This window comes from Burkholderia sp. KJ006 (assembly GCF_000262695.1).
Taxonomy (GTDB): Bacteria; Pseudomonadota; Gammaproteobacteria; order Burkholderiales; family Burkholderiaceae; genus Burkholderia; species Burkholderia vietnamiensis.
The window spans coordinates 1,827,796-1,854,100 of record NC_017920.1; the positions used below are offsets into that span (position 1 = coordinate 1,827,796).

Below are 26,305 nucleotides of genomic sequence, written 5' to 3' on the forward strand. Positions count from 1 at the left end.
GCACGAGCCGCATGGCGCGCGTCCACCTCCGTGGCCTTTTCAGCGCGCGGCGCGCGACGATCAATGCGCGACGACGCGATTGCGTCCGTCGCGCTTCGCCTGATACAGCCGTTCATCGACCACGCGCAGCAACGCGTCGACCGTGCTGCCGTCGACGCCGTACTGCGCGACGCCGACGCTGACCGTCACCTGCACGCGCTTGAAGTCGAGCCCGAACGGCGAGCTGGCGATCGACGAGCGCACGCGCTCGGCCGTCATGCGTGCGCCTTCGAGCGGCATGTCGGGCAACAGCGCCATGAACTCCTCGCCGCCCACGCGCGCGAGCGCACCGGTCGGCCGGATCGCTTCGAGACACTGGCGCACGACGCCGCGCAACACTTCGTCGCCGATCTGGTGACCGTACGCGCCGTTGATGTTCTTGAAGTTGTCGAGGTCGAGCGCGAGCAGGCAAAACGGTGTGCCGTCGCGCTCGGCCCGCTGGATCTCGCGCTCGACCTGCGCGATGAACTGGCGGCGATTCGATGCGCCGGTCATCGGATCGGTGGCCGCCATGTATTCGAGCTTCTGGTTCGTGCGTCGCAGTTCCTGCAGCGCGCTCTCGGTGCGCGCCATCGATTCGGACAGCCGGCTCATCAGGTCTTCCTGGCTGTAGATCGCGGAGAACGAGCGGGTGGACTGCAACGCCTGCACGACGCCGTAGCTGAGCAGAAAGAAACCGCCCGCGAAGATCGCATGCGCGAGCCACCACATGTGGTTCCACGGCTTGCCCAGAATGAACGCGAGCGACGACAGCGCGAACGCCATGATCGACATGCCGTAGATCACCATCAGCGGCGAACGGATGCGCCGCGTGAGCAGTACGCCGACGTTCAGCAACGAGAACACGAGCGCGCCGCCTTCCATCGACAGCCGCGTGCCGAGCGCGCCGGCGACCGGCGAATACGCGATGTATGCAACGGCCGCATCGATCAGCAGGAACGCCACGATCCAGGGCAGCCAGGTACGCGCGCGCGTGCGCTTCTCGACGCGATCGGGCGGCTGGAAATACGACAGCAGGCCCGTCAGCAGCAGCATCGCCATCACGAGCCGCGACGCGGGACCGTACAGCAGGAACAGCCAGATATTGTGATGGGCCATCCCGGTGAACAGGCCGTGCAGCGCGTAGATCATCGCGAAGCCGAGAAAGCCGAGCGTGAGCCAGCGCAGCAACGGCTCGCCGGAGGAGCGGTAGCAGACCCACGTGACGTAGGTGACGAAGGCGCCCTCGAGCGTCGCCGCAGCGATCGCGAACTCATGGAAGGCGTGATTCTCGAATACGACGCGCGGGTCGCTGAAGAACCACAGATAGCCGATCAGATAGGCCGGCAACAATGCGAATGCGACCAGCAGGCATTTCGCGTAGAGCTTCGCGGCCGCACTGACGACGCGCGGCGGTTCCCCGGCTGCATAGGTCGTGCTCAATTCGATCCCCGTTCGGTCTGCTGCGTGGTGCGAACGTCCGCGGCGCCGGACACGCGCGCTGCATCGTGCGCGTCGGCAGCCGGCGACGCATCGCGCGCATCGGGACGACGCGCGCCGGCCCATCCGGCCGAAAGGCAAATGTCAGAGCAAGTATAGGTGCGGCAATTCGTTTGACAAGTAAGGGGAAACGGCAGCATCGCAGCCGCGCCGTTTGCTTCCCCATCCTTACGAATTGCGGACAAATTTCGCCGATTCGCGACGCGGTTACGGCGGCCGGTGAAACGCGCCGCCGCAGCCGCCACGCCGAAAAAAATCAGACGATTTCGAACAGGCCGGCCGCGCCCTGCCCGCCGCCGATGCACATCGTGACGACCACGTATTTGACGCCGCGCCGCTTACCTTCGAGCAACGCGTGGCCGGTGAGGCGCGCACCCGACACGCCGTACGGATGGCCGACCGCGATCGCGCCGCCGTTCACGTTGAGACGCTCGTCGGGGATGCCGAGCGTATCGCGGCAGTACAGCACCTGCACGGCGAACGCTTCGTTCAGTTCCCACAGGCCGATGTCGTCGACCTTCAAGCCCGTCTGCTTCAGCAGCTTCGGCACCGCGAACACCGGACCGATGCCCATCTCGTCCGGTTCGCAGCCGGCCACCGCGAACCCGCGGAACACGCCGAGCGGCTGCAGCCCTTCGCGCTGCGCGATATCGGCGTTCATCACCACGCATGCCGCCGCGCCATCCGAGAACTGGCTCGCATTGCCCGCGGTGATCACGCCGCCCGGCACGGCCGACCGAATCTTCGACACGCCTTCGAGCGTCGTGTCGGGCCGGATGCCTTCGTCGGCCGACACCGTCACTTCCTGCGTGTAGAGCCGTCCGGTCGCTTTGTCGGCGATGCCCGCGCGCACGGTGATCGGCACGATCTCGTCGCGAAAGCGCCCGGCTTCCAGGGCGGCCGCCGCACGCAGCTGCGAGCGCACGCCGTATTCGTCCTGACGCTCCTTCGCGATCCCGTAGCGCTTCGCGACGTTCTCCGCGGTCTGCAGCATGTTCCAGTAGATCTCGGGCTTGTGCTCGACGAGCCAGCCTTCCTGGATCATGTGCCGGTTCATTTCGTTCTGCACGCACGAGATCGACTCGACGCCGCCCGCGACGTACACGTCGCCCTCGCCCGCGATGATCCGCTGCGCGGCGAGCGCGATCGTCTGCAACCCTGAAGAACAGAAACGGTTCACCGTCATCCCCGGCACGCTGACCGGCAGCCCGGCGCGCAGCGCGATCTGCCGCGCGATGTTCGCGCCGGTCGCGCCTTCGGGGTTCGCGCAGCCCATGATCACGTCCTCGATGCGCGCGGGGTCGAGCTTCGCGCGTTCGAGCGCGGCCGCGACCACGTGGCCGCCGAGCGTCGCGCCGTGCGTCATGTTGAATGCACCGCGCCACGACTTCGCGAGCGGCGTGCGTGCGGTCGATACGATTACGGCTTCGGTCATGCGAGTCTCCTTCGGTCCTGCTTCATGTACTGATGGAAATGCGCTACGCCGCCGGGCGCGCGCTCGCGGACGCCGCACGTGCGACGCCCGCCGCCTGCATCTGCTGCCACGCGTGCGCGAGCGAGCCGTTCAGGTCGATCGCGCGGCACGCATCGTCGATCACCGCGGCGTCGAAACCGGCCGCGCGCGCATCGAGCGCCGACCACGCGACGCAATAGTCGGTCGCGAGGCCGCAACACCACACGCGCTTCGCGCCGAGCTCGCGCAGATAGCCGGCGAGCCCCGTGCGCGTCGTGCGATCGGCTTCGACGAATGCGGAATAGCTGTCGACCTGCGCATGCCCGCCCTTGCGGATCACGAGCCCCGCATGCGGTATGTCGAGGTCGCGATGCAGGGCCGCGCCTTCGGTGTCCTGCACGCAGTGCACGGGCCACAACACCTGCTCGCCGTACGGCAGCGCGAGCGTCGAGAACGGCGTGCGGCCGGGATGGTTCGCGGCGAACGACACGTGCTCGCGCGGATGCCAGTCCTGCGTCAACACGACCTGCTCGAAGCGCTGCGCGAGCGCGTTGATGACGGGCACGACCGCGTCGCCGTCCGGCACCGCGAGCGCGCCGCCCGGCATGAAATCGTTCTGCACGTCGATCACGAGCAACACGTCTTCGGTTGGTTTCATTGCGTTCCTCCGTGCAGGTGGCGCTCGCGCCGTCGCGTGCGGCCGTCAGCCATTGAAGCCGCGCCCGGCCTTCGCCAGCTCGACGATCGACGGCGCGAGCCGCCATGCGTCGCCGTTCGGCGCGGCCGCGTAGCGGCGGATCGCGCGCTCGACGTTGTAGAGGCCGACGGTGTCCGCGTACAGCATCGGGCCGCCGCGCCACAATGGGAAGCCGTAGCCGGTCAGGTAGACCATGTCGATGTCGGATGCCTTCGACGCGATCTTCTCCTCGAGGATCTTCGCGCCTTCGTTGACGAGCGCGAACACGAGGCGCTCGACGATCTCGTCGTCGCCGATTTTGCGTCGCTCGACGCCGCGCTCGTTCGAATAGGCGACCACCATCTCGTCGACGAGCGCCGACGGCTTCGCGGTGCGCTCGCCCGCCACGTAGTCGTACCAGCCGCCGCCCGTCTTCTGGCCGAAGCGGCCGAGTTCGCACAGGCGATCGGCGATCTTCGAGTAATGCAGGTCCGGCTGCTCGACGTAGCGGCGCTTGCGGATCGCCCAGCCGATGTCGTTGCCGGCCAGGTCGCTCATCCGGAACGGCCCCATCGCGAAGCCGAACTTCTCGATCGCGCGATCGACCTGCGCGGGCAACGCGCCTTCCTCGAGCATGAACAGCGCCTGGCGGATGTACTGCTCGATCATCCGGTTGCCGATGAAGCCGTCGCACACGCCGGACACGACGGCCGTCTTGCGGATCTTCTTCGCGACGGCCATCACGGTCGCGAGCACGTCCTTCGCGGTGTTCGCGCCGCGCACGACCTCGAGCAGCTTCATCACGTTCGCGGGGCTGAAGAAGTGCATGCCGACCACGTCCTGCGGACGCTTCGTGAACGCGGCGATGCGGTCGATATCGAGCGTGGACGTATTCGACGCGAGGATCGCGCCGGGCTTCGCGACGGCGTCGAGCCGCCCGAACACCTGCTCCTTCACGCCGAGTTCCTCGAACACGGCCTCGACGACCAGGTCGGCATCGTGCAGATCGTCGTAGGACAGCGTCGGCGTGATCAGCGCCATGCGCGCATCGAGCTTCTGCTGCGTGAGCTTGCCCTTCCTGACCTGCGCGTCGTAGTTCTTGCGGATCGTCGCGAGCCCGCGGTCGAGCGCGTCCTGCGTCGTTTCGAGCAGCGTGACCGGCAAGCCCGCGTTGACGAAGTTCATCGCGATGCCGCCGCCCATCGTGCCGGCGCCGACCACGCCGACGCGGCGGATCTCGCGCACCGGCGTATCGGCCGGCACGTCGGGGATCTTGCTCGCCGCGCGCTCGCCGAAGAACGCATGCCGCAGCGCGCGGCTTTCCGGCGTCATCATCAGCGCGACGAAGCCGTCACGCTCCGCAACGCTGCCCTTGTCGAAGCCGTGCAGCACGCCGGCCTCGATCGCGTCGATGCACTTGTGCGGCGCGGGGAAATTCGGCGCGGCCGCCCGCGCGGAATTGCGTGCGAACTGGATGAAGCCGGCGGCGTTCTCGTGGACGATCTTGCGATCGCGCACGCGCGGATGCGGGCCGCTCTGCGCGCCGGCCTGGCGCGCGAACGCGACGGCGGCATCGAGCAGGTCGCCGTCGGCCATCGCGTCGAACAGCCCGCTCGTCGCGAGTTGCTCCGACGGCACCGGCGCGCCCGACACGATCATGTTCAGCGCGGTTTCGAGGCCGACCGCGCGCGGCAGCCGCTGCGTGCCGCCCGCGCCGGGCAGCAGGCCAAGCTTCACCTCGGGCAGCGCGATCTGGGCGCCGGGCGCGGCGATCCGGTAGTGCGCGCCGAGCGCAAGCTCGAGCCCGCCGCCCATCGCGACGCTGTGCAGCGCCGCGACCACCGGCTTCGCGCTCGCCTCCACCGCGCGGATCACGGTGTGCAGCGTCGGCTCCTGCAGCGCCTTCGGCGTGTTGAACTCGGTGATGTCCGCGCCGCCCGAGAACGCGCGCCCCGCGCCGGTCAGCACGATTGCGGTGACGGCCGGATCCTGCGTGGCGCGTTCGAGGCCCGCCATGACGCCCTGGCGCGTCGACAGGCCGAGCCCGTTGACGGGCGGATTGTTGAGCGTGATGACGGCCACGCCGTCGCGAGTCGTGTAATCCACTGCCATCTGCCTGCCTCCATGCATCGCGCGCCACGGTGGCTGCGCTGGATTGTGCGCGGTCGAACGGCCGCATGTCCGGATCGAACGGAGGCAGCATACAACGAAAAAGAACGGTCGTTCAATTTGAATTTTGCGACGATGCGGGGCGCGATTGCGCCGCCGCGCCGCAGCAGTCCCGGCCGTCGCCGGCGCTTACTGAGCGCCGACCGCGGTCGGCAGCACGTAATCGCGGAACGTTTCGCGCAGCTTCAGCTTCTGCAGCTTGCCGGTCGCAGTGTGCGGCAGCGCGTCGACGAACACGACGTCATCGGGCACCCACCACTTCGCGACCTTGCCGTCGAAGAACGCGAGCAGTGCGTCGCGCGTCAGGTTCGCGCCGTCGCGCGGCACGACGACGAGCAGCGGCCGCTCGGTCCATTTCGGGTGCGCGCACGCGATGCACGCGGCTTCGGCGACACCCGGGTGCGCGATCGCGACGTTCTCGATGTCGATCGAGCTGATCCACTCGCCGCCGGACTTGATGACGTCCTTGCTGCGATCGGTGATCTGCAGGAAGCCGTCGTGGTCGATCGTCGCGACGTCGCCGGTCGGGAACCAGCCGTCCGACAGCGGCGACGCGTCGCTCTTGAAGTAGCGGTCGATCACCCACGGGCCGCGCACCTGCAATTCGCCGAACGCGACGCCGTCCCACGGGAGTTCGCGGCCGTCGTCGCCGACGATGCGCATGTCGACGCCGCAGATCACGCGCCCCTGCTTCTCCAGCAAGCGGCGCTGCGCATCGCGCGGCCGCTGCGACTGCGCCCAGTTCAGCGTCGCGAGCGTGCCGAGCGGCGACAGCTCGGTCATCCCCCACGCATGGATCACGCGCACGCCGTATTCGTCCTCGAACGTGCGCAGCATCGCCGGCGGACACGCGGAGCCGCCGATCACCGTGCGGTTCAGCGTCGAAAAGCGCACGCCGGCCTCGCGCATGTAGTTGAGCAGCCCGAGCCACACGGTCGGCACGCCCGCGGAGAAGGTCACGCGTTCGGCTTCCATCAGTTCGTACAGCGACTTGCCGTCGAGATCCTTGCCGGGCAGCACGAGCTTGCCGCCGGTGAGCGGCACCGCGTACGGCAGCCCCCATGCGTTCACGTGGAACATCGGCACGACCGGCAGCACCGCGTCGAGCGCCGACAGGTTCATCGCGTCGGGCAGCGCGGCGCCGTATGCGTGCAGCACCGTCGAGCGATGCGAATACAGCACGCCCTTCGGATTGCCGGTGGTGCCCGACGTGTAGCAAAGGCCCGACGCCTGCTGCTCGTCGAGGCGCGGCCAGTCGTAGCGGCCGTCCTCGGCTTCGACGAGCGTCTCGTAGCACAGGTACGGCGTGCTGCCGGCCGGCAGGTGTGCGGCATCGGTCATCGCGATCCAGCCCTTCACGTGCGGGCACTGCGGCGCGATGGCGTCGACCAGCGGCGCGAAATTGAGGTCGAACAGGACGTAGCGGTCTTCCGCGTGATTGACGATATAGGCGATCTGCTCGGGAAACAGACGCGGGTTGATCGTATGGCACACGGCGCCCATCCCGCCGATTCCGTAGTAAGCCTCGAGATGCCGATAGCCGTTCCACGCCAGCGTGCCGACCCGCTCGCCCGCCTCGACGCCGAGCCGCGCGAGCGCCTGCGCGACGCGCTTCGCGCGTTGCTCGCAGTCGTGGTACGTGTAGCGATGCAGGTCGCCTTCCACGCGGCGCGACACGATCTCGGTGTCACCTGCATGACGCGCGGCATGCGCGATCAGCGACGACACCAGCAACGGCATATCCATCATCTGGCCCAGCAACGGCTTACCCATCGTCTTGTTCTCCGGAAGGACGCGAATCGGTGACCGGCCCCGCAGCGCTGCGCGTGCGCGCCGCCGTGCCCGGACCCGGGCCCAGGCCCGAACGGCCGCCGCGCGCGGCGCGCGGGCCGCCATGCGGGCGGCGCGACGCCGCCTTACAATATCGGCTTACCCAGAGGCGCTCAACATGTCGTTTTCCCGAAGCGCAGCCGATCCGGCTGACACTCTTCCCGACCTCGCCGCGACGCTCGCGGCGCCCGGCGACGACGCGTTCGTTGCGCTCGGCGACGCGTTTCATACGCGGCTGCCGGCCGCGCCGCTGCCCGCGCCGTACGTCGTCGGCTTCTCCGCCGAAGTGGCGGAACTGCTCGGCCTGCCGCCGTCGCTCGCGGCGCACGCGCAATTCGCCGAGCTGTTCGCCGGCAATCCGACGCGCGACTGGCCGGCCCACGCGCTGCCGTACGCATCGGTGTATTCGGGCCATCAGTTCGGCGTCTGGGCCGGCCAGCTCGGCGACGGCCGCGCGCTGACGATCGGCGAGCTGCCCGGCAGCGACGGCCGGCGCTACGAGCTGCAGCTCAAGGGCGGCGGCCGCACGCCGTATTCGCGCATGGGCGACGGGCGCGCGGTGCTGCGCTCGTCGATCCGCGAATACCTGTGTTCGGAGGCGATGCATCACCTCGGCATTCCGACCACGCGCGCGCTCACCGTGATCGGCTCCGACCAGCCGGTCGTGCGCGAGGAGATCGAGACGTCGGCCGTCGTCACGCGCGTGTCCGAGAGCTTCGTGCGCTTCGGCCACTTCGAGCACTTCTTCTCGAACGATCGCCCCGACCTGCTGCGCCGGCTCGCCGACCACGTGATCGAGCGTTTCTACCCCGCCTGCCGCGAAGCCGACGATCCCTACCTCGCGCTGCTCGAAGCCGCGATGCTGCGCACGGCCGACATGGTCGCGCAGTGGCAGGCGGTCGGCTTCTGCCACGGCGTAATGAACACGGACAACATGTCGATCCTCGGCGTCACGATCGACTACGGCCCGTTCGGCTTCGTCGACGCGTTCGATGCGAACCACATCTGCAACCACTCGGACACGAGCGGACGCTACGCGTACCGGATGCAGCCGCGCATCGCGCACTGGAACTGCTACTGCCTCGCGCAGGCGCTGCTGCCGCTGATCGGCCTGCAGCACGGCATCGCCGACGACGATGCGCGCGCCGAACGCGCGGTCGACGACGCGCAGGCCGTGCTCGCGAAGTTCCCGGAGCGCTTCGGCCCGGCGCTGGAGCACGCGATGCGCGCGAAGCTCGGCCTCGCGCTCGAACGCGAACACGACGCCGAGCTCGCGAACCAGTTGCTCGAAACGATGCACACGAGCCATGCGGACTTCACGCTGACGTTTCGCCGGCTCGCGCAGCTGTCGAAGCACGACGCGAGCCGCGACGCGCCGGTGCGCGACCTGTTCATCGATCGCGCCGCGTTCGACGCGTGGGCGAACCTCTACCGCGCGCGGCTGTCGGAAGAAACGCGCGACGACGCGGCCCGCGCGGCCGCGATGAATCGCGTGAACCCGAAATACGTGTTGCGCAACCATCTGGCCGAAGTCGCGATCCGGCGCGCGAAGGACAAGGACTTTTCCGAAGTCGAACGGCTCGCGCAGATACTGCGCCGCCCGTTCGACGAACAACCGGAACATGAACCGTATGCGGCATTGCCGCCCGACTGGGCCGGGTCGCTCGAAGTGAGCTGCTCGTCGTGATGCGCACGACCCGGCCGACCGATCAGGAGAACTCCCCCATGTCACACGAATCCGACGACAAGACCTACCCGTATCAGAAGGACGACGCCGAGCTGCGTCGCCGCCTCACGCCGATGCAGTACGAGGTCACGCAGCATGCGGCGACCGAGCGCGCGTTCACCGGCGAATACACCGACACCGAGGACGCCGGCATCTACAAGTGCGTCGTCTGCAGCACGCCGCTGTTCGAATCCGGCGCGAAGTTCCATTCGGGCTGCGGCTGGCCGAGCTACTTCAAGCCGCTGAACGGCGAGGTGATCGACGAGAAGATCGACCGCTCGCACGGGATGGTGCGCGTCGAGGTGCGCTGCAACCATTGCGGCGCGCATCTCGGTCACGTGTTCGAGGACGGCCCGCGCGACCAGACCGGTTTGCGCTACTGCATCAATTCGGCTGCGTTAAACTTCGAGTCCCGACCCGAAAACGAATGAGCGTCACCGCGCGGATCGATCGGCACAGCGTCGCCCGCTGCGCCGCTCCCGGCGGTAGCGCCCCGCGGGTCCCCACCACGGTGAAAGGCCGCTCGACGCGGCCTTTCACGCAGCTGCGAGCGCCATGAAATTCCTGTTCGATCTGTTTCCGATCATCCTGTTTTTCGCCGCCTTCAAGGTCTGGGGCATCTTCACCGCCACCGCCGTCGCGATCGCGGCAACGCTGGCCCAGGTCGCGTGGGTCGCGTTCCGGCACCGGAAAGTCGACACGATGCTGTGGGTCAGTCTCGGTGTGATCGTCGTGTTCGGCGGCGCCACCCTCGTCCTGCATGACGAGAAATTCATTCAATGGAAACCGACTGTGCTGTACTGGCTGTTTGCGATCGGGCTGCTCGCCGCGCGCTATGCGTTCGGCAACAACCTGATCGAGAAAATGATGGGCAAGCAGCTCACGCTGCCGCACCCCGTGTGGGACAAGCTGAACGTCGCATGGGCGCTGTTCTTCGCGGTGCTCGGCCTCGCGAACCTGTACGTGGTGCACAACTTCACCGAATCGCAATGGGTGAACTTCAAGCTGTTCGGCACGACCGGCGCGATGGTCGTGTTCATCATCCTGCAGAGCCTGTGGCTCACGAAATATCTGAAGGACGAGTGAGATGACCGACGCCTTTCTGAACGCGTCGCCCGACGCACGCATCGCGCTGATCGAAGCCCGCCTGAGCGCCTCGCTCGCGCCGCTGTCGCTCGCGGTGCGCGACGACAGCGCGCAGCACGCGGGCCACGCGGGCGCGTCCGCCGGCGGCCATTACACGGTCACGATCGTGTCCGCCGCATTCGCCGGCAAGTCGCGCGTCGCGCGGCACCGGCTGGTGTATGATGCGCTCGCTGATGCGATGCAGCGCGGCATTCACGCGCTCGCAATCGTGGCTTACACGCCCGAAGAATTCAACGAATCTTCAATCTAGTCTCAACAGGAATTCCCGATGATCCTGAAATCCCCCCGCCTGTGGGTCGCGGCGGCTGCTTTTGCAGCGGCACCGGCATTCGCCCAGAACATCGCCGTCGTCAATGGCACGCCGATTCCGAAGTCGCGCGTCGATGCGATGGTCGCGCAGCTCGTCCAGCAAGGCCAGGCCGATAGCCCGCAACTTCAGCAAGCCGTGCGCCAGGAACTCGTGAACCGCGAAATCCTGATGCAGGAAGCGATTCGCGAAGGCATCCCGAACCGTCCCGACGTGAAGGCGCAAATCGCCGTCGCGCAGCAGACGGTCGTGCTGCGCTCGATGATCGAAAACTTCCTGAAGAAGAACCAGCCGACCGACGCCGAAGTGAAGGCGCGCTACGACGATCTGGTCAAGGGCGCGGGCGGCAACCGCGAGTACCACCTGCACCACATCCTCGTCGACAACGAGCAGCAGGCGAAGGACCTGATCGCGAAGATCAAGGCCGGCGCGAAGTTCGAGGATCTGGCGAAGCAATATTCGAAGGATCCGGGTTCGGGCAAGAACGGCGGCGATCTCGACTGGTCCGATCCGAAGGCGTACGTGCCGGAATTCGCGGCCGCCGCGCAGAAGCTGCAGAAAGGCCAGATGACCGATCAGCCGGTGAAGACGCAGTTCGGCTGGCACATCATCCGTGTCGACGACGTCCGCGACGTCGCGCCGCCGCCGTTCGACCAGGTGAAGGCGCAGATCGCGCAGCAGATCGTGCAGCAGAAGCTGCAGGCGTTCGAGGAAGGTCTGCGTCAGCAGGCAAAGATCCAGTAACGTCGGCGCCGCGCGCCCACGCACGAGGCCGCTCGATCGAGCGGCCTTTTTCTTTTGTGCGCAGGCCGCGCGGCGGGCGCAAAAAAAGGTTCATCGTAGGAAACCGTGGAGGGTTTTAGAGCGATTGCGTAACCTGACGCCTGACTTTAAGGACGTCAGGAGAAGCAATTGCTCGATCGCAAGGCACTTCAGGCACTGGGCTGCTGGACGGGTTACCGGTTGGAGCGTGTGGAATGGCCGGAAGGCGACGGCCGCACGCTGTCGCTGTATTTGAAGCCGATCAGCAAGGTCATGTATTGCGAGCAATGTGGTGCACGCTGCCAGCAAATCCACGAGACAACGGTTCGCCGGGTGCGTGACCTGCCGCTGTTCGAATACCGGGTGGTGCTGCACGTTCCGCGCCGCCGAGTCTGGTGTGAACGCTGCGGCGGCCCGCGACTGGAGAAGCTGGCGTGGCTGGGCCGCTACCAGCGAGTGACGGAGCGCTTCGCCAAGGCCTGCGAGAAGCTGCTGCAAGCGGCCAGCGTGCAGGCCGTGGCGGCCTTCTACGACCTGGGCTGGCACACGGTCAAATCGATCGACAAGATGCGTCTGCGGGCGCGTGTGCGCGAGCCCGACTGGTCAACGATCCGCTATCTGGCGATGGACGAGTTCGCGCTGCATAAAGGCCATCGCTACGCCACGGTGGTGGTCGAGCCGATGAGCCGGCAGGTGCTCTGGATCGGACAGGGCCGCTCGCGCGAGACTGCCCGTGCCTTCTTCGAGCAGCTTCCCGAAGGCGTTGCCAAGCGTATTGAAGCGGTGGCGATCGACATGACCACGGCGTATGAACTCGAAATCAGGGAACAGTGTCCGCAGGCGGAGATCGTCTTCGACCTGTACCACGTCGTGGCCAAGTACGGCCGCGAAGTGATAGATCGGGTGCGAGTGGACCAGGCCAATCAACTCCGACATGACAAGCCGGCCCGCAAAGTTCTGAAGTCCAGCCGCTGGTTGTTGCTGCGCAACCGCCACAACCTCAAGCCAGATCAGGCCGTGCACCTGAAAGAGTTGCTGGCGGCCAATCAGTCGCTGTTATGCGTCTACGTGTTACGCGACGAGCTCAAGCGGCTCTGGTTCTATCAGAAGCCAGCCTGGGCGCAAAAGGCTTGGGAACAATGGTTCGAGCAGGCTCAGCAAAGCGGGATCGCCGCCCTGCAAAAGTTCGCCGAGCGCTTGCAGGGCTACTGGCACGGAATCGTGACTCGCTGCCGCCATCCGCTCAATACCAGCGTCGTCGAAGGCATCAACAACACCATCAAGGTCATCAAGCGGCGGGCTTACGGGTACCGTGACGATGAATACTTCTTCCTCAAGATCCGCGCCGCCTTCCCCGGTAATCCTCGATGAACCCAAAAAAAGCCGCTTCGAGGCGGCTTTCGGTGCGACGGGACGGCGGACAGTAAAGCGCCCGCGCTAGCCGAGATCGAACGCGTCGTAATAGCGAACGTCGCCCGACGGCCGCGGCGCGTGTGCATCGAGCGCCAGCGCAAGCAAACGCCCGGCCGGCGCACCGTGCAACGCCAGATCGCTGCAAGGCGCAAAGCCGAACCGCGCGTAGTACGCGGGATCGCCGAGCACGACGCAACCATGTGCCCCGAGCCGGCGCAGCGCATCGAGCCCGGTGCGCACGAGCCCCGCGCCGACGCTCTGCCGCCTGCAATCGGGCCGCACCGCGAGCGGCGCGAGCGCATACCAACGGCTGTCCGGCGACGCGCCGCCGATCGCAACCGGCGAAAACGCGATGTGGCCGATCACGCGGTCGTCACGCTCGGCGACCAGCGACACGCCGAGCGCGCCGGCCGCGCGCAGCGCGTCGACGATCTGCCGCTCGCGCTGCCCTTGCTGCGGCTCGCCGGCAAATGCGGCCGCGATCACGCGACCGATCGCATCGACGTCGCGCGCGCGTTCGTCGCGCAACGTGACGATGTCGACCGGCGCGTGCGGATCGAACATCAGCCGATCCAGCGGCGCGCGTTACGGAACACGCGCAGCCACGGGCTCGCTTCGCCCCAGCCTTCCGGGTGCCAGCTCATCGTGACCGTGCGGTGCACGCGCTCCATGTGCGGCATCAGCACCGAGAAGCGGCCGTCGGCCGTCGTGACCGACGTGATGCCGGCCGGCGACCCGTTCGGGTTGAACGGATAGCGCTCGGTCGCCTCGCCGCGATGGTCGACGTAGCGCATCGCGACCGCGACGCGGTCGATGTCGCCCTGCTGCGAGAAGTCGGCATAGCCTTCGCCGTGCGCGACCGCGACCGGAATGCGCGAGCCTTCCATCCCCGCGAAGAAGATCGACGGCGACTTCTCGACTTCGACGAACGAGAAACGCGCCTCGAACTTCTCGGACTTGTTGCGCGTGAACTTCGGCCACGCTTGCGCGCCCGGGATCATCGACGCGATGCTCGACAGCATCTGGCAGCCGTTGCAGATGCCCAGCGCGAACGTGTCGGGGCGCGCGAAGAACGCCGAGAACATGTCGGCGAGCTGCGCGTTGAAGCGGATCGTCTTGGCCCAGCCTTCGCCGGCGCCCAGCACGTCGCCGTACGAGAAGCCGCCGCACGCGACCGCGCCCGCGAAATCGGCGAGCGTCGCACGGCCGGCGAGCAGGTCGCTCATGTGCACGTCGTGCGCATCGAAGCCCGCGCGGTCGAACGCATACGCGGTTTCGAGGTGCGAGTTCACGCCCTGCTCGCGCAGGATCGCCACGCGCGGGCGCGCGCCCGTCGCGATGAACGGCGCGGCGATGTCGTCGGCCGGATCGAACGTGAGGACCGGCGAGATGCCGGGGTCGGCCGCATCGAGCAGCGCGTCGTGTTCGGCATCGGCGCACGCGGGGTTGTCGCGCAGGCGCGCGATGCGCCAGCTCACTTCGCTCCACGCGCGATGCAGTTCCACGCGCGGTGCGTCGAAGATCTTCTTCGCGTCGCGGTACACCTCGATCACGTCGCGATCGTTGACCGTGCCGATCACGTGCGAGCATGCCGACAGGCCGAATTCGCGCAGCGCGCCGAGCACCGCGTCGCGCTCGCTCGCACGCACCTGCACGACGGCGCCGAGCTCTTCGGAGAACAGCGCGCGCAGCGTGCGGTCGTCGCGGCGGCCGCTCGTCTGCTTCGCCCAGTCCTTCGCGTCGCCATAGTCGGATTCGTGATCGGGATCGAGCGTCAGCATGTCGACGTTCAGCGACACGCCGGCGTGACCCGCGAACGCCATTTCGCAGACGGTCGCCCACAGGCCGCCGTCCGAGCGGTCGTGGTAGGCGAGCAGCTTGCCTTGCGCGTTGAGCGACTGGATCGCGTTGAAGAAGCGCTTCAGGTCTTCCGGATCGTCGACGTCGGGCGTCGTGTCGCCGACCTGCTGCGTGACCTGCGCGAAGATGCTCGCGCCCATCCGGTTCTTGCCGCGGCCCAGATCGATCGCGATCAGCACGCTGTCGCCCGCGTCGGCGACGCGGCGCAGTTGCGGCGTCAGATGGCGGCGCACGTCCTCGACCGGCGCGAACGCTGAGATGATCAGCGACACCGGCGACACCACTTCCTTCGCGACGCCCTGCTCGTCCCACTTCGTCTTCATCGACAGCGAGTCCTTGCCGACCGGGATGCCGATCCCGAGCGCCGGGCACAGCTCCATGCCGATCGCCTTCACCGTGTCGAACAGCGCGGCGTCCTCGCCGGCCGTGCCGCACGCGGCCATCCAGTTCGCCGACAGCTTCAGCTTATCGAGCGACGCGATCGGCGCGCTCGCGATGTTCGTGATCGCCTCGCCGACCGCCATGCGGCCCGACGCCGGCGCGTCGATCACCGCGAGCGGCGTGCGCTCGGCCATCGTCATCGCCTCGCCCTTGAAGCCCGCGTAGTCGAGCGCGGTGATCGCGCAGTCGGCCACCGGAACCTGCCACGGCCCGACCATCTGGTCGCGCACCGACGTGCCGCCCACCGAGCGGTCGCCGATCGTGATCAGGAACGACTTGCTGCCGACCGTCGGATGCTTGAGCACGTCGAGCGCGACCTGCGCGAGCGAGATGCCCGTCACGTCGACCGGCGCACGCTCGGTCGCGACGCGCGCGACGTCGCGATGCATGCGCGGCGGCTTGCCGAGCAGCACTTCCATCGGCATGTCGACCGGGAATTCGTCGGCGCCCGTCGCTTCGGCGTCGACCAGCTGCAGCTGGCGCTCGTCGGTCGCGACGCCGACCACGGCGAACGGGCAACGCTCACGCGCGCAGATCGCCTCGAAGCGCGGCAGGTCGGCCGGCGCGATGGCCAGCACGTAGCGCTCCTGCGCTTCGTTCGACCAGATCTCGCGCGGCGACAGGCCCGACTCCTCGAGCGCGACCTTGCGCAGCTCGAAGCGCGCGCCCTTGCCCGCGCCGTCGACGATCTCGGGGAACGCGTTCGACAGGCCGCCCGCGCCGACGTCGTGAATGCTCAGGATCGGGTTTTCCGCGCCGAGCTGCCAGCAGCCGTTGATGACTTCCTGCGCGCGCCGCTCGATTTCCGGGTTGCCGCGCTGCACCGAGTCGAAGTCGAGTTCGGCGGTGTTCGCGCCAGTCGCCATCGAGCTCGCCGCGCCGCCGCCCATGCCGATGCGCATGCCGGGGCCGCCGATCTGGATCAGCAGCGAACCCGCCGGCACGTCGTGCTTGTGCGTGTGTTGATCGGCGATGTTGCCGAGGCCGCCCGCGATCATGATCGGCTTGTGATAGCCGCGCACCGTGCCGCCGACGTTCTGCTCGTACACGCGGAAGTAGCCGCCGAGGTTCGGACGGCCGAACTCGTTGTTGAACGCGGCGCCGCCGAGCGGGCCGTCGATCATGATCTGCAGCGGCGACGCGATCCGGTCCGGACGACCGTACGGGCCGTGCTGCTCGTTCGGGTTGCGCTCGCCGACCGGCTGCGCCGCATCGCGGGCGTTTTCCCACGGCTGGCGTGCGTCCGGCAGATCGAGGTTCGACACCGTGAAGCCGGTCAGCCCGGCCTTCGGCCGCGCGCCGCGGCCGGTCGCGCCTTCGTCGCGGATCTCGCCGCCCGCGCCGGTCGCCGCGCCGGGGAACGGCGAGATCGCCGTCGGATGGTTGTGCGTCTCGACCTTCATCAGCGTGTGCGTGAGCTCGGTATGGCGGCCATACCGTTCGCCCGGCTCGCCGGCCGCGCCCGCGCCGCGCGGGAACCAGCGCTCCGCTTCGGCGCCGACCATGATCGACGAGTTGTCCGAATACGCGACGATCGTGCCCTGCGGGCTCAGCTTCTCGGTGTTGCGGATCATCGCGAACAGCGACATGTCCTGCGCTTCGCCGTCGATGGTCCACTGCGCGTTGAAGATCTTGTGACGGCAGTGCTCGCTGTTCGCCTGCGCGAACATCATCAGCTCGACGTCGGTCGGGTTGCGCTCGAGCTTGCGGAACGCGTCGACCAGGTAGTCGATCTCGTCGTCGGCGAGCGCGAGGCCCAGCTCGGCGTTCGCCCGCTCGAGCGCCGCGCGGCCGGCGCCCAGCACGTCGACGGTCGCGAGCGGCTTGGCCGGCAGTTCGTCGAACAGATGCCGCGCGTCGTCGCGCGCGGCGACCACGCTCTCGGTCATCCGGTCATGCAGCGCCGCGGCGACGGCCGCACGCGCGTCGTCGGACAGCGCCTTCTTGCCGCCGAGCAGGCCCGACTTCAGCGTCACCGTGAATTCGACGCCGCGCTCGATGCGGCGCACCTGCACGAGGCCGCAGTGCTGCGCGATGTCGGTCGCCTTGCTGGCCCACGGCGAAACCGTGCCGAAGCGCGGCAGCACGACGAAGGTCTCCGTCGTGCCCTTCTCGGCCGCCGGCTCGAACGGCGCGCCGTAGTGCATCAGCGCGTCGATGCGCGCGCTGTCGTCGGCCGACAGCGGCTCGGACGCATTGACGAAGTGCAGGAACTGGCCGCGCACGGCGACGATGTTGGCGTCGATCTGCCTGAGCGTGTCGAGCAGACGGGTTTGACGGAAATCGGAGAGGGCCGAAGCGCCGGGAAAACACGAGAAGTGAGCCATGGGCTGGACTGACGTCGATGAGTCGCGCGAGGTGGCGACGTGTGGCGAAAGGAAGGCCGTAATTATACCCGGAAGTCGGCCCCCGGACCGGCCGATCGGCACGGGCAGCCCACCGCGACGGCGCTTCGGCCGCGGCCGGGCCTGCCGGGCCGCCGGGCGGGCCCGGCCGGCCCGCTGGACGCGCGGCCGCGCCCGGTTGGCGGAACTGGACGGCGCGTACGCGCCGGTTGCCGCGATTTTGGCGCTATCATTCCCGGTTCCCCGGGCCGGCGGCCCGTCAGCGAATTCTCATCGGGCGGCGCGTGCCGCCGTCATCGAAGCAATCCATGGATGTCATCGTCATCGGCGGCGGAATCAGCGGCGTCGCCACCGCCTACCAGCTGCGTGCGGCCGGCCATCGCGTGTGTGTGGTCGAACGTCACGCGACCGTCGCGCAGGGCGCCACCTACGGCGACGGCGGCACGCTGCTGCCGAGCCCGCTCGACGTCTGGTTCGGCCCGACCTTCATGCGCCAGCGCCAGCCGCGCGACACCGGCATCCTGTACAAGCCCGGCTTCAACGGCGGCGTGCGCCGCTTCGTCAAGCAGCTCGCGGCGCTGCGCGAGCCCGACGCGTTCGCCGCGCAGTACGGGCGGCTGCGTCCGCTGATCGACGCGGCGCGCGACACCGTCGCCGACATCGAGGCGCGCCTGCAGCTCGAATACGAACAGAAATCGGGCGTGCTGCACGTCGTGCGCGACGCGCGCGACTGGGACGCGCTGCAGCCCGCGCTCGACCTGCTGCGGACGCTCGACCAGCCATACCGCGTGCTCGACGCCGACGCCTGCGCGGCGCTCGAGCCGTCGGTGCCGGCCGAGCCGAGCTGCGCGGGCGGCGTGCTGTTCGAGACGGAGCGCACCGGGAATTGCCCGCTGTTCGCGAAACTGGTCAAGCAGGCGCTCGACGAGCACGGCGTGCAGTTCCGCTTCGGCGCGGAAGTTGCCGCGATCCGCGCCGACGCCGGGCGCGCCGCGGTCGAGCTCGCGCCGGCCGACGGCCGGCATGCGGCGAACGCGCGCGAGGTCGACGTGATTTCGGCCGACGCAGTCGTGGTCGCCGCCGGCGCCGGCAGCCTGCCGTTGCTGGCGCGCCTCGGCTGGCGGCTGCCGCTGCATCCGGTGCGCGTCCATACGCTGACCGCGCCGGTCGCATACGAAGAACATGCGCCGCACCTGTGCGTCGTCGACGCGATCAAGCGGATCTCGATCACGCGCACGCAGCAGCGGCTGCGCGTGGGCGGCGGCGCCGTCCTGCAAAGCAGCGCCGACACCGCGAAACCGCTGCCGGAGCCGCTGTCGGAAGCCGCGCTCGCCCTGCTCGGCCAGGCCGTTCACGACTGGGTGCCGGGCGCCGCGCGGATCTCGGCCGCGCTGTCGTGGCAAGGCACGCAGCTGCTGTCGCCGGACGGCCTGCCGGTCGTCGGTCCGACCGCGCATCCGCGCGTATTCGTCAACTTCGGGCACGGCCCGGCCGGTTGGGCGCTCGCGTGCGGCTCTGCTAAAGTGGTGACCGACTATCTCGGCGGCGCCGCGCAGCAATGGCCCGCCGACACGCTCGCGGCGCTCGGCGCCGCACGCTTCACGACCTGACCGCCGCGGGCCGACGTCCGGGGCGGCTCCTTGCTCCGCACCACGACCCCGCGATGACCACCACTGCCCACCCGCCCCTCGCCGCCGCTCCGATCGCCCTGCTGCGCGTCGCCGATCTGCGCGCCGCCGAAGCCGCCGCGACGGCCACGCTGCCGCCGCATACGCTGATGGCGCGCGCCGGCGCGGCCGCCGCCCGCTGGCTGTCCGAACGAATGACCGACGATGAACGCCCGGTGTGGTTCGCGGTCGGCCCCGGCAACAACGGCGGCGACGCGCTGGTGGCCGCCGCGCAGCTGCAGCAGCTCGGCGTCGCGACCCACGCCTGGATGCCCGTGACCGTGAAGCCGGACGACGCACAATGGGCGCTCGGGCTGGCGCGCGCGGCCGGCGTGCCGCTGTCGACCGAGCCGCCCGCTTCGCTCGACGATTACGCATGGGTAGTCGACGGATTGTTCGGGATCGGCCTGGCGCGCGCGCTCGACGGCCCGTTCGCCGCCCAGGCCGAGCGCATCGCCGCGCACGCGCGCAGCGGCGGCCGGGTGCTCGCGCTCGACGTGCCGAGCGGGCTCGACAGCGACACCGGGCGCATCGTCGGCGCCGGCGCCGCGGTCGTCGCCACACATACGCTCACCTTCATCGGCGCGAAGCCGGGCCTTTACACGGGCGACGGCCGCGACCTCGCCGGCGCCATCGAGATCGCGTCGCTCGACGTCGCGCCGCCGGCTGCGCCGGCCGTCGTGCTGAACGCGCCCGCGCGGTTCGCCGCCGCCCTGCCCGCGCGCGCGTTCGCGTCGCACAAGGGCACGTTCGGCAGCCTCGCGGTGATCGGCGGCGACACGGGCATGTGCGGCGCGCCGATCCTCGCCGCGCGCGCGGCGCTGTTCGCCGGCGCCGGCAAGGTGCACGTGGGCTTTCTCGGCACCGGCGCGCCGCCGTACGACCCGCCGTTTCCCGAGCTGATGCTGCATCCGGCGGACGGCGTCGATCTCGATGCGATGTCCGCGATCGCCGCCGGATGCGGCCTCGGCACCCGCGACGCGGCGGCCGCGCTCGTGCGCCGCGTGCTCGCGCACGGCGCCGCGACGCTGCTCGACGCCGATGCGCTGAACCTCGTCGCGACGCACGCCGATCTCGCGGCCGCCGTCGCCGCGCGCGACGGCGCGTGCGTGCTGACGCCGCATCCGCTCGAGGCCGCACGGCTGCTCGGCAGCGACACCGCGTCGGTGCAGCACGACCGGCTGGCCGCGGCGCAGGCGCTCGCCGCCCGCTATGCAAGCATCGTCGTCCTGAAGGGTTCGGGCACGGTGATCGCCGCACCCGACGGACGCCTGACGATCAACCCCACCGGCAACGCGGCGCTCGCGACGGGCGGCACCGGCGACGTGCTCGGCGGCCTGATCGGCGCGCTGCTCGCGCAACGTGTCGCGCCGTACGAAGCGGCGCTGGCCGGCGTCTACCTGCACGGTCTCGCGGCCGACACGCTGACCGCGAGCGGCACGGGCCCGGCCGGCCTCACCGCCGGCGAGCTCGCGCCGATGGTGCGCACGCTGATCAATCGCCTTTTTTACCCGTCGCCGCGCGCGGACATATAACGCCGCTATACTGGGTGCCCCGCCGCACGGCGGGCCCGCTCGTCCGCCGGCCTCGCGATCGCGATGCGCCGGCGCGGCATTCCTCCCGATTCACGCTTCACTCGAACCGCCATGACGCTGAATTCGCTCCCCGCCTGGACTGCCCTCCAATCCCACTTCGCCGAGATCCGCCATGCGCGGCTGCGCGACTGGTTCGCACCCGAAAACGATCGCGCGCCGACCCGCGCCGAACGCTTCACGATCGCCGGCGGCGGCCTCGCCGCCGATTTCTCGAAGAACCGCATCAACGACGACACGCTGCGCCTGCTCGTGCAACTGGCGCGCGACACACGCGTCGAAGCGCGCCGCGACGCGATGTTCGCCGGCGACGTCGTCAACCCGACGGAAGGCCGCGCCGCATTGCATACGGCGCTGCGCGCGACCGATCCGAACGCACCGTTCCACGCGCAGGTCAGCGCCGAACGCGCGAAGATGGCGAGCTTCGCGCGCGCCGTGCGCAGCGGCGCGTGGACGGGCCATACCGGCAAGCGCATCCGCCACGTGATCAATATCGGCATCGGCGGCTCGGATCTCGGGCCGAAGATGGTCACGCACGCGCTGCATCACGTCGCGACGCCGGACATCTCGACCCACTTCGTGTCGAACGTCGACGGCGCCGATCTCGCGCGCGTGCTCGAGCAGGTCGATCCGGAAGAAACGCTCGCGATCATCGTGTCGAAAACCTTCACGACGCTCGAGACGATGACGAACGCACGCTCGCTGCGCGACTGGTTCATCGCGCGCGGCTGCCCCGAGGATGCGCTCGCGAAGCACTTCGTCGGCGTGTCGGCGAACCCGTCCGAAGTCGTCAGGTTCGGCATCGCGGCGGACAACGTGTTCGAAATGTGGGACTGGGTCGGCGGCCGCTATTCGCTGTGGTCGGCGGTCGGCCTGTCGACCATGATTGCGGTCGGGCCCGACCAGTTCGACGAACTGCTCGCCGGCGCGAACGACATGGACCGCCATTTCCGCGAAGCGCCGCTCGAGCGCAACCTGCCCGTGCTGCTGGGCATGATCGGCATCTGGTATCGCAACTTCTTCGGCTCGCAGAGCTATCTCGTCGCGCCGTATTCGGAAGCGCTGCACTACCTGCCGTCGTATCTGCAGCAGCTCGAGATGGAGAGCAACGGCAAGTCGGCGCGCCTGGACGGCACCTTCGTCGACTACCCGACGTCGGCCGTCACGTGGGGCGAGCCGGGCACCAACGGCCAGCACGCGTTCTTCCAGATGCTGCATCAGGGCCCGACGATCGTGCCGATCGACTTCATCGCGGTGCTGACGCCCGAGCATCCGCTCGCGAGCCATCATCCGAAGCTGCTCGCGAACTGCTTCGCGCAGAGCGAAGCGCTGATGCTCGGCCGCTCGCTCGACGAAGCGCGCAAGATCGCCGGCCCCGGCGAGGAAGCGCTCGCGCCGCATCTGACGTTCCCCGGCAACCGGCCGACGACGACGCTGCTGGTCGACGCGCTGACGCCGCGCACGCTCGGCGCGCTGATCGCGCTGTACGAGCACAAGGTGCTCGTACAGGCGACGGTGTGGGATATCAATCCGTTCGATCAATGGGGCGTCGAGCTCGGCAAGATCCTCGGCAAGGTGGTCGAAGCCGATTTGTCGGCCGACTCGGTCGATCCCGCGAAGCACGACTCGTCGACGACCGCGCTGATCGAACGCGCACGCGCCGCGCTCAAGCGCTGACGTCATCGCCTGCGCGCGTACCGGCAGCACCGGGGCTCAGCGCCTCGGTGCGGCCGGCGCGCGTTCAGGCGCCGCTTTGGGCAGTATGGGGCACGACGATGCGTCCGGCTTCGATCGTCACCGTCGTGGTACAGCGCCGGGCGAGCTCGGCGTCGTGCGTGACGAGCACGAGCGTCGCGCCGTGCGTGCGGTTCAGCTCGAACATCAAGTCGATGACCGCGTGGCCGGTGGCCGCGTCGAGGCTGCCGGTCGGCTCGTCGGCGAACAGGATCGCCGGCTGCGTGACGAACGCGCGCGCGAGCGCGACGCGCTGCTGCTCGCCGCCGGACAGCAGCTTCGGATAATGTGCGGTGCGCTCGCCGAGGCCGACCTGCACGAGCAGCGCGCGCGCACGAGCGGCTGCGTCGCGCGCGCTGATGCCGCCCTGTAGTTCGAGCGGCAACATCACGTTTTCGAGCGCCGTCAGATGCGGCATCAGCTGGAACGATTGGAACACGAACCCGACTGCGCCGCTGCGCAGCGCGGCGCGCTCGTCCTCGTCGAGTTGCTCGAGCGCGCGGCCGAGCAGGCGAACCGTCCCGCTCGTCGCGCTGTCCAACCCGGCGAGCAGGCCTAGCAGCGTCGACTTGCCCGACCCCGACGCGCCGACGATCGCGAGGCTGCTGCCGGGACGCACGGCCAGCGTGATGCCGTCGAGTATCGTCAGCTCGCCGCTTGCGTCGGCGACCCGCTTGCACACGTCTCGGACTTCGATGATCGGATCGGTAATCTTGAACATGGACACGACATTCCGCTGGAAAAGGCGCACGGCGCTCGCCGCGCTGCTGGCTACATTGTGCGCAGCGACCGTGCCCGCGCGCGCGGCGAGCGCCGCGCCGGCCGCACCTGAGGGCCGGCCCACGCTCGTCGTGCTCGGCGACAGCCTGTCGGCCGAGTACGGGCTGCCGCGCGACACCGGCTGGGTGGCGTTGCTGCGGCAACGGCTCGCGACCGAGCGAATCGATTATAGCGTTGCGAACGCAAGCGTCAGCGGCGACACCACGAGCGGCGGACGCGCGCGATTGCCCGCCGTGCTGCAACGGCTCAAGCCGTCGATCGTCATCGTCGAGCTCGGTTCGAACGATGCGCTGCGCGGCGTGCCGGTCGCGACGACCGAACAGAATCTGCGCGACATCATCGCCGCTGCGCGACGCGCGCATGCGCAGGTCGTACTGGTCGGCATGTACGTGCCGCCGAATTACGGGCCCGACTACACGCAGAAATTCCACGCGGTCTATACGCGCCTGTCGAAGCAACTCGGCGTGCCGCTCGTGCCGTTCCTGCTGGCCGGCATCGAGAACAAGCCGGAGATGTTCCAGTCGGACCAGATGCATCCCGGCGAGCAAGCGCAGCGGGTTCTGCTCGACAACGTCTGGCCGACGCTGAAGCCGCTGCTCGGCAAGCCGCGCGGTTGAGCGGCGCGGTCGCTGGCGCGGTCGCGACCGCGATCGCCCAAATGCAAGAAGCCCCGCGGATGCGGGGCTTCTTGTCGTTGTGAGCCTGACCGGCGAGCGAGGCGTTTCGCTTGCCGGCGGCCGAGCGGCGCTTCGACGCGCCGCCGCCGTCGGCTCAGTTAGTTGCCGCTGTCCTGCGACGGGCTCTGCGTGGTGCCGTACAGCTTGACCTTCGAGCGATCGCGCAGCGCGGCGAGATACGCCTCGCCTTCGCTTTGCGCTTCGACCTGCGCCATCTGCTGCTGCGCGGCCGCGAGCTGCTGCGGATCGACGGCCGTGCCCGGAATCACCGCGTTCACGCGATAGATCGCGTAGCCTTCGGCACCGAGATCGACGCCGACGTACGCCGGCAGCGTCTTCGAATCGACCTTGTAGACGGCGCTCAGCGCGGCCGGCGTCAGCCCCTGCGATTGCGTGCGCGACACCTTCTGCGCGGGCGTGAAGCCGTCGGTGGACTTCGACTTCTGCAGCTCGGCGAGCTTCGCCGCGCCGTCCTTCCTCGCGAGCTCGGCCGCCTGCTCGGCGACCACCTTCTGACGCACCACGTCCTTGATCGCGTCGAGCGCCGGCACGGCGGCCGGCTTGTAGTCGACCACGTGCGCCGAGATCAGCGTGTTGTTGCCCACGTCGACCGCCTGCGTGTTGTTGCGGCTCTTCACCGAATCGCTCGCGAACACGGCCGCGAGGAACTTCGGATTGTTCAGCGGGCTCGTCGGCGGCAATTGCGGATTCGGCGTCGGCGTGACGGTGGCCGTCTGGATCGTCAGCTTGTACTTGTCGGCGGCCGGTTGCAGCGACTTCGCCTTTTCGTAGACGGTCGACGTGAAGCCTTCCGCGTTGTCCGTGAAGGCCTTCGCTGCGTACTGCTGCTTCAGGTCGACTGCGATCTGATCCTTCACGTCCGCGAACGGCTTGACCACCGACGGCTTCACTTCGGTCGCCTTCAGGATGTGGAAGCCGAGGTCCGACTCCACGACACCGCTCACCTCGCCCTGCTTCAGCGCGAACGCGGCATCGTCGAACGCCTTGCCGCCCGCCGTCGAGCCGCGCGTGATGAAGCCGAGATCGCCGCCCTTCGCCGCCGACGGCGCGTCCTGCGAGCTCTTCTGCGCGATTTGCGCGAACTGGTCGGGATGCGCCTTCACGTCGGCCAGCAGCTGCTCGGCCTTCGCCTTCGCGGCAGCCTTGTCGGCTGCGCTTGCGTTGCTCGCCGCGGCGATGAAGATGTGGCTGATGCGCACCTGCGCTTCCGAGCGGAAGTGCGTCGGGTTGTCGTCGTAGAACTTCTTGATGTCGGCGTCGGTCGGCTGCGCGCTCGCGGCGGCCGCGGCCGGCGAATAGACCAGATACTGGATCGTCGCGGTTTCCGGCGTCGCGAAGCTCTGCTTGTGCGCGTCGTAGTAGGCGGTGAGCTGCGCGTCGGTCGGCTGCACCTTCGCCGCGAAGTCGCTCGACTTCAGCACGAGCGCCTGCACTTCACGTTGCTGCGCGGCGAGTTCCGACAGGCGTTGGGCCGGGCCCTTCGGCGTGAACGCGCTCGACACGATGCTCGCGGGAATCTGTTGGAGCGCGAGGCTGTAGCGCACACGTTCCTGATACTGCTCGGGCGTCATGCCCTGGAACGACAGCAGCTGCGCGTAGCGCTGGACGTCGATCGTACCGTCGGGCTTCTTCAGCGACGCGATCATCGGGTCGCTCATCAGTGCGTCGCGCACCGCGTTGTCGGACGCGGTCAGATGCAGGCGCTGCGTTTCGTCGGCGAGCACGCGCTGCTGGATCAGGCCGTCGAGCACCTGCTTGCGATGCTCCGGCGTATCGAACATCTTGATGTCGAACTGCCCGCCGAGCGCCTGGCGCGCCTGGTCGATCTGCTGGCGGAACGCGCCGTCGAATTCGACCCGCGTGATCTTGTGTCCGTTGACCGCTGCGACGTTCGCGCTGTCGTCGAAGAAGCCGCGGAAACCTTGGATCCCGACGAAACCCAGCCCCGGCAACACGATGAGGAGCAGGAGCGCCATCATCAGGCGCTGGTGATTACGGAAGAAATCGAGCATGCGTGACGGGAAAATTGGACAAAACGACCGATATTACAACATACGGGGTGGGACGGGAAAAATCGCAGGCGTGCGGACGGCGTTGCCAATTAAAAAGCCCGCTCAAGGCGAGCTTCTTCATCTTCTGGGGGGAGCGGACGGGACTCGCCTACATCCCGCAGGCCGCGGTTGCGCGC

Annotated in this window: 19 protein-coding genes; 10 read left to right on the top strand and 9 right to left on the bottom strand. The window is 68.6% G+C overall.

Annotated elements, in window-relative coordinates; genetic code table 11:
* Positions 1-60 precede the first annotated feature (60 nt).
* From MYA_RS08235 to MYA_RS08255, 5 genes are all read right to left on the bottom strand, one after another.
* On the bottom strand, positions 61-1,461 hold the full coding sequence (locus MYA_RS08235; RefSeq protein ID WP_011885057.1) for a sensor domain-containing diguanylate cyclase: 1,401 nt from the start codon (positions 1,459-1,461) through the stop codon (positions 61-63).
* Between the two features lie 313 nt (positions 1,462-1,774).
* Complete coding sequence (locus tag MYA_RS08240; protein WP_014723155.1) at positions 1,775-2,953, bottom strand: acetyl-CoA C-acyltransferase; 1,179 nt, start codon at positions 2,951-2,953, stop codon at positions 1,775-1,777.
* A gap of 43 nt (positions 2,954-2,996) precedes the next feature.
* On the bottom strand, positions 2,997-3,629 hold the full coding sequence (pncA, locus tag MYA_RS08245; protein ID WP_041493842.1) for a bifunctional nicotinamidase/pyrazinamidase: 633 nt from the start codon (positions 3,627-3,629) through the stop codon (positions 2,997-2,999).
* A 45-nt stretch (positions 3,630-3,674) separates the two neighbouring features.
* Positions 3,675-5,759 (bottom strand): 3-hydroxyacyl-CoA dehydrogenase NAD-binding domain-containing protein, encoded by a 2,085-nt coding sequence (locus MYA_RS08250; protein ID WP_014723156.1) that lies wholly within the window; start codon positions 5,757-5,759, stop codon positions 3,675-3,677.
* 186 nt (positions 5,760-5,945) lie between these two features.
* A complete protein-coding gene (locus tag MYA_RS08255; protein WP_014723157.1) occupies positions 5,946-7,589 on the bottom strand; it encodes a 3-(methylthio)propionyl-CoA ligase in 1,644 nt (547 codons plus the stop codon).
* Positions 7,590-7,764: 175 nt separating this feature from the next.
* Here MYA_RS08255 and MYA_RS08260 point away from each other — a divergent pair, with 175 nt between their 5' ends.
* From MYA_RS08260 to MYA_RS08285, 6 genes are all read left to right on the top strand, one after another.
* Entirely contained in the window at positions 7,765-9,333 is a 1,569-nt protein-coding gene (locus MYA_RS08260) for a protein adenylyltransferase SelO (RefSeq protein ID WP_014723158.1), read from the top strand.
* A 38-nt stretch (positions 9,334-9,371) separates the two neighbouring features.
* Positions 9,372-9,803, top strand: a complete 432-nt coding sequence (gene msrB / locus MYA_RS08265; protein ID WP_014723159.1) for a peptide-methionine (R)-S-oxide reductase MsrB — start codon at positions 9,372-9,374, stop codon at positions 9,801-9,803.
* Between the two features lie 124 nt (positions 9,804-9,927).
* A complete protein-coding gene (locus tag MYA_RS08270) occupies positions 9,928-10,458 on the top strand; it encodes a septation protein A (RefSeq protein ID WP_014723160.1) in 531 nt (176 codons plus the stop codon).
* A gap of 1 nt (position 10,459) precedes the next feature.
* Positions 10,460-10,768 (top strand): BolA family protein, encoded by a 309-nt coding sequence (locus MYA_RS08275; RefSeq protein WP_011885065.1) that lies wholly within the window; start codon positions 10,460-10,462, stop codon positions 10,766-10,768.
* 18 nt (positions 10,769-10,786) lie between these two features.
* Complete coding sequence (locus MYA_RS08280) at positions 10,787-11,569, top strand: peptidylprolyl isomerase (protein WP_011885066.1); 783 nt, start codon at positions 10,787-10,789, stop codon at positions 11,567-11,569.
* A gap of 168 nt (positions 11,570-11,737) precedes the next feature.
* A complete protein-coding gene (locus MYA_RS08285) occupies positions 11,738-12,958 on the top strand; it encodes an ISL3 family transposase (protein ID WP_014723161.1) in 1,221 nt (406 codons plus the stop codon).
* Positions 12,959-13,024: 66 nt separating this feature from the next.
* Here MYA_RS08285 and MYA_RS08290 read toward each other — a convergent pair whose 3' ends face one another.
* Together MYA_RS08290 and purL are read right to left on the bottom strand one after the other, a co-directional pair.
* On the bottom strand, positions 13,025-13,564 hold the full coding sequence (locus MYA_RS08290) for a GNAT family N-acetyltransferase (protein WP_014723162.1): 540 nt from the start codon (positions 13,562-13,564) through the stop codon (positions 13,025-13,027).
* A complete protein-coding gene (gene purL, locus MYA_RS08295; RefSeq protein ID WP_014723163.1) occupies positions 13,564-17,628 on the bottom strand; it encodes a phosphoribosylformylglycinamidine synthase in 4,065 nt (1,354 codons plus the stop codon). The genes MYA_RS08290 and purL overlap by 1 nt, the downstream gene beginning before the upstream one ends.
* A gap of 326 nt (positions 17,629-17,954) precedes the next feature.
* Between purL and MYA_RS08300 the strand changes: the two genes are divergently transcribed.
* From MYA_RS08300 to pgi, 3 genes are all read left to right on the top strand, one after another.
* The gene (locus MYA_RS08300) at positions 17,955-19,256 is read left to right on the top strand and encodes an FAD-dependent oxidoreductase (protein WP_014723164.1); all 1,302 of its coding nucleotides are present in this window, start codon (positions 17,955-17,957) and stop codon (positions 19,254-19,256) included.
* 53 nt (positions 19,257-19,309) lie between these two features.
* The gene (locus MYA_RS08305; protein WP_014723165.1) at positions 19,310-20,848 is read left to right on the top strand and encodes a bifunctional ADP-dependent NAD(P)H-hydrate dehydratase/NAD(P)H-hydrate epimerase; all 1,539 of its coding nucleotides are present in this window, start codon (positions 19,310-19,312) and stop codon (positions 20,846-20,848) included.
* Positions 20,849-20,959: 111 nt separating this feature from the next.
* Positions 20,960-22,582 carry a glucose-6-phosphate isomerase gene (pgi, locus tag MYA_RS08310; RefSeq protein ID WP_014723166.1) on the top strand — a complete coding sequence of 541 codons (1,623 nt, stop codon included), beginning with the start codon at positions 20,960-20,962 and terminating at the stop codon, positions 22,580-22,582.
* 64 nt (positions 22,583-22,646) lie between these two features.
* Here pgi and MYA_RS08315 read toward each other — a convergent pair whose 3' ends face one another.
* The gene (locus MYA_RS08315) at positions 22,647-23,360 is read right to left on the bottom strand and encodes an ABC transporter ATP-binding protein (protein ID WP_011885072.1); all 714 of its coding nucleotides are present in this window, start codon (positions 23,358-23,360) and stop codon (positions 22,647-22,649) included.
* Between MYA_RS08315 and MYA_RS08320 the strand changes: the two genes are divergently transcribed.
* Positions 23,359-24,036 carry an arylesterase gene (locus MYA_RS08320; protein ID WP_014723167.1) on the top strand — a complete coding sequence of 226 codons (678 nt, stop codon included), beginning with the start codon at positions 23,359-23,361 and terminating at the stop codon, positions 24,034-24,036. The two genes, MYA_RS08315 and MYA_RS08320, sit on opposite strands and share 2 nt — an antisense overlap.
* A gap of 158 nt (positions 24,037-24,194) precedes the next feature.
* Here the strand turns inward: MYA_RS08320 and MYA_RS08325 are convergent, their stop codons facing one another.
* The gene (locus tag MYA_RS08325) at positions 24,195-26,129 is read right to left on the bottom strand and encodes a SurA N-terminal domain-containing protein (RefSeq protein ID WP_014723168.1); all 1,935 of its coding nucleotides are present in this window, start codon (positions 26,127-26,129) and stop codon (positions 24,195-24,197) included.
* Positions 26,130-26,305: the final 176 nt, after the last annotated feature.

Excerpts from the sequence above, each read along its gene's own strand:
- MYA_RS08240 (WP_014723155.1), bottom strand. The coding sequence starts at position 2,953 with ATGACCGAAGCCGTAATCGTATCGACCGCACGCACGCCGCTCGCGAAG.
- pncA (WP_041493842.1), bottom strand. The coding sequence starts at position 3,629 with ATGAAACCAACCGAAGACGTGTTGCTCGTGATCGACGTGCAGAACGAT.
- MYA_RS08250 (WP_014723156.1), bottom strand. The coding sequence starts at position 5,759 with ATGGCAGTGGATTACACGACTCGCGACGGCGTGGCCGTCATCACGCTC.
- MYA_RS08255 (WP_014723157.1), bottom strand. The coding sequence starts at position 7,589 with ATGGGTAAGCCGTTGCTGGGCCAGATGATGGATATGCCGTTGCTGGTG.
- MYA_RS08260 (WP_014723158.1), top strand. The coding sequence starts at position 7,765 with ATGTCGTTTTCCCGAAGCGCAGCCGATCCGGCTGACACTCTTCCCGAC.
- msrB (WP_014723159.1), top strand. The coding sequence starts at position 9,372 with ATGTCACACGAATCCGACGACAAGACCTACCCGTATCAGAAGGACGAC.
- MYA_RS08270 (WP_014723160.1), top strand. The coding sequence starts at position 9,928 with ATGAAATTCCTGTTCGATCTGTTTCCGATCATCCTGTTTTTCGCCGCC.
- MYA_RS08275 (WP_011885065.1), top strand. The coding sequence starts at position 10,460 with ATGACCGACGCCTTTCTGAACGCGTCGCCCGACGCACGCATCGCGCTG.
- MYA_RS08280 (WP_011885066.1), top strand. The coding sequence starts at position 10,787 with ATGATCCTGAAATCCCCCCGCCTGTGGGTCGCGGCGGCTGCTTTTGCA.
- MYA_RS08290 (WP_014723162.1), bottom strand. The coding sequence starts at position 13,564 with ATGTTCGATCCGCACGCGCCGGTCGACATCGTCACGTTGCGCGACGAA.
- purL (WP_014723163.1), bottom strand. The coding sequence starts at position 17,628 with ATGGCTCACTTCTCGTGTTTTCCCGGCGCTTCGGCCCTCTCCGATTTC.
- MYA_RS08300 (WP_014723164.1), top strand. The coding sequence starts at position 17,955 with ATGGATGTCATCGTCATCGGCGGCGGAATCAGCGGCGTCGCCACCGCC.
- MYA_RS08305 (WP_014723165.1), top strand. The coding sequence starts at position 19,310 with ATGACCACCACTGCCCACCCGCCCCTCGCCGCCGCTCCGATCGCCCTG.
- pgi (WP_014723166.1), top strand. The coding sequence starts at position 20,960 with ATGACGCTGAATTCGCTCCCCGCCTGGACTGCCCTCCAATCCCACTTC.
- MYA_RS08320 (WP_014723167.1), top strand. The coding sequence starts at position 23,359 with ATGGACACGACATTCCGCTGGAAAAGGCGCACGGCGCTCGCCGCGCTG.
- MYA_RS08315 (WP_011885072.1), bottom strand. The coding sequence starts at position 23,360 with ATGTTCAAGATTACCGATCCGATCATCGAAGTCCGAGACGTGTGCAAG.
- MYA_RS08325 (WP_014723168.1), bottom strand. The coding sequence starts at position 26,129 with ATGCTCGATTTCTTCCGTAATCACCAGCGCCTGATGATGGCGCTCCTG.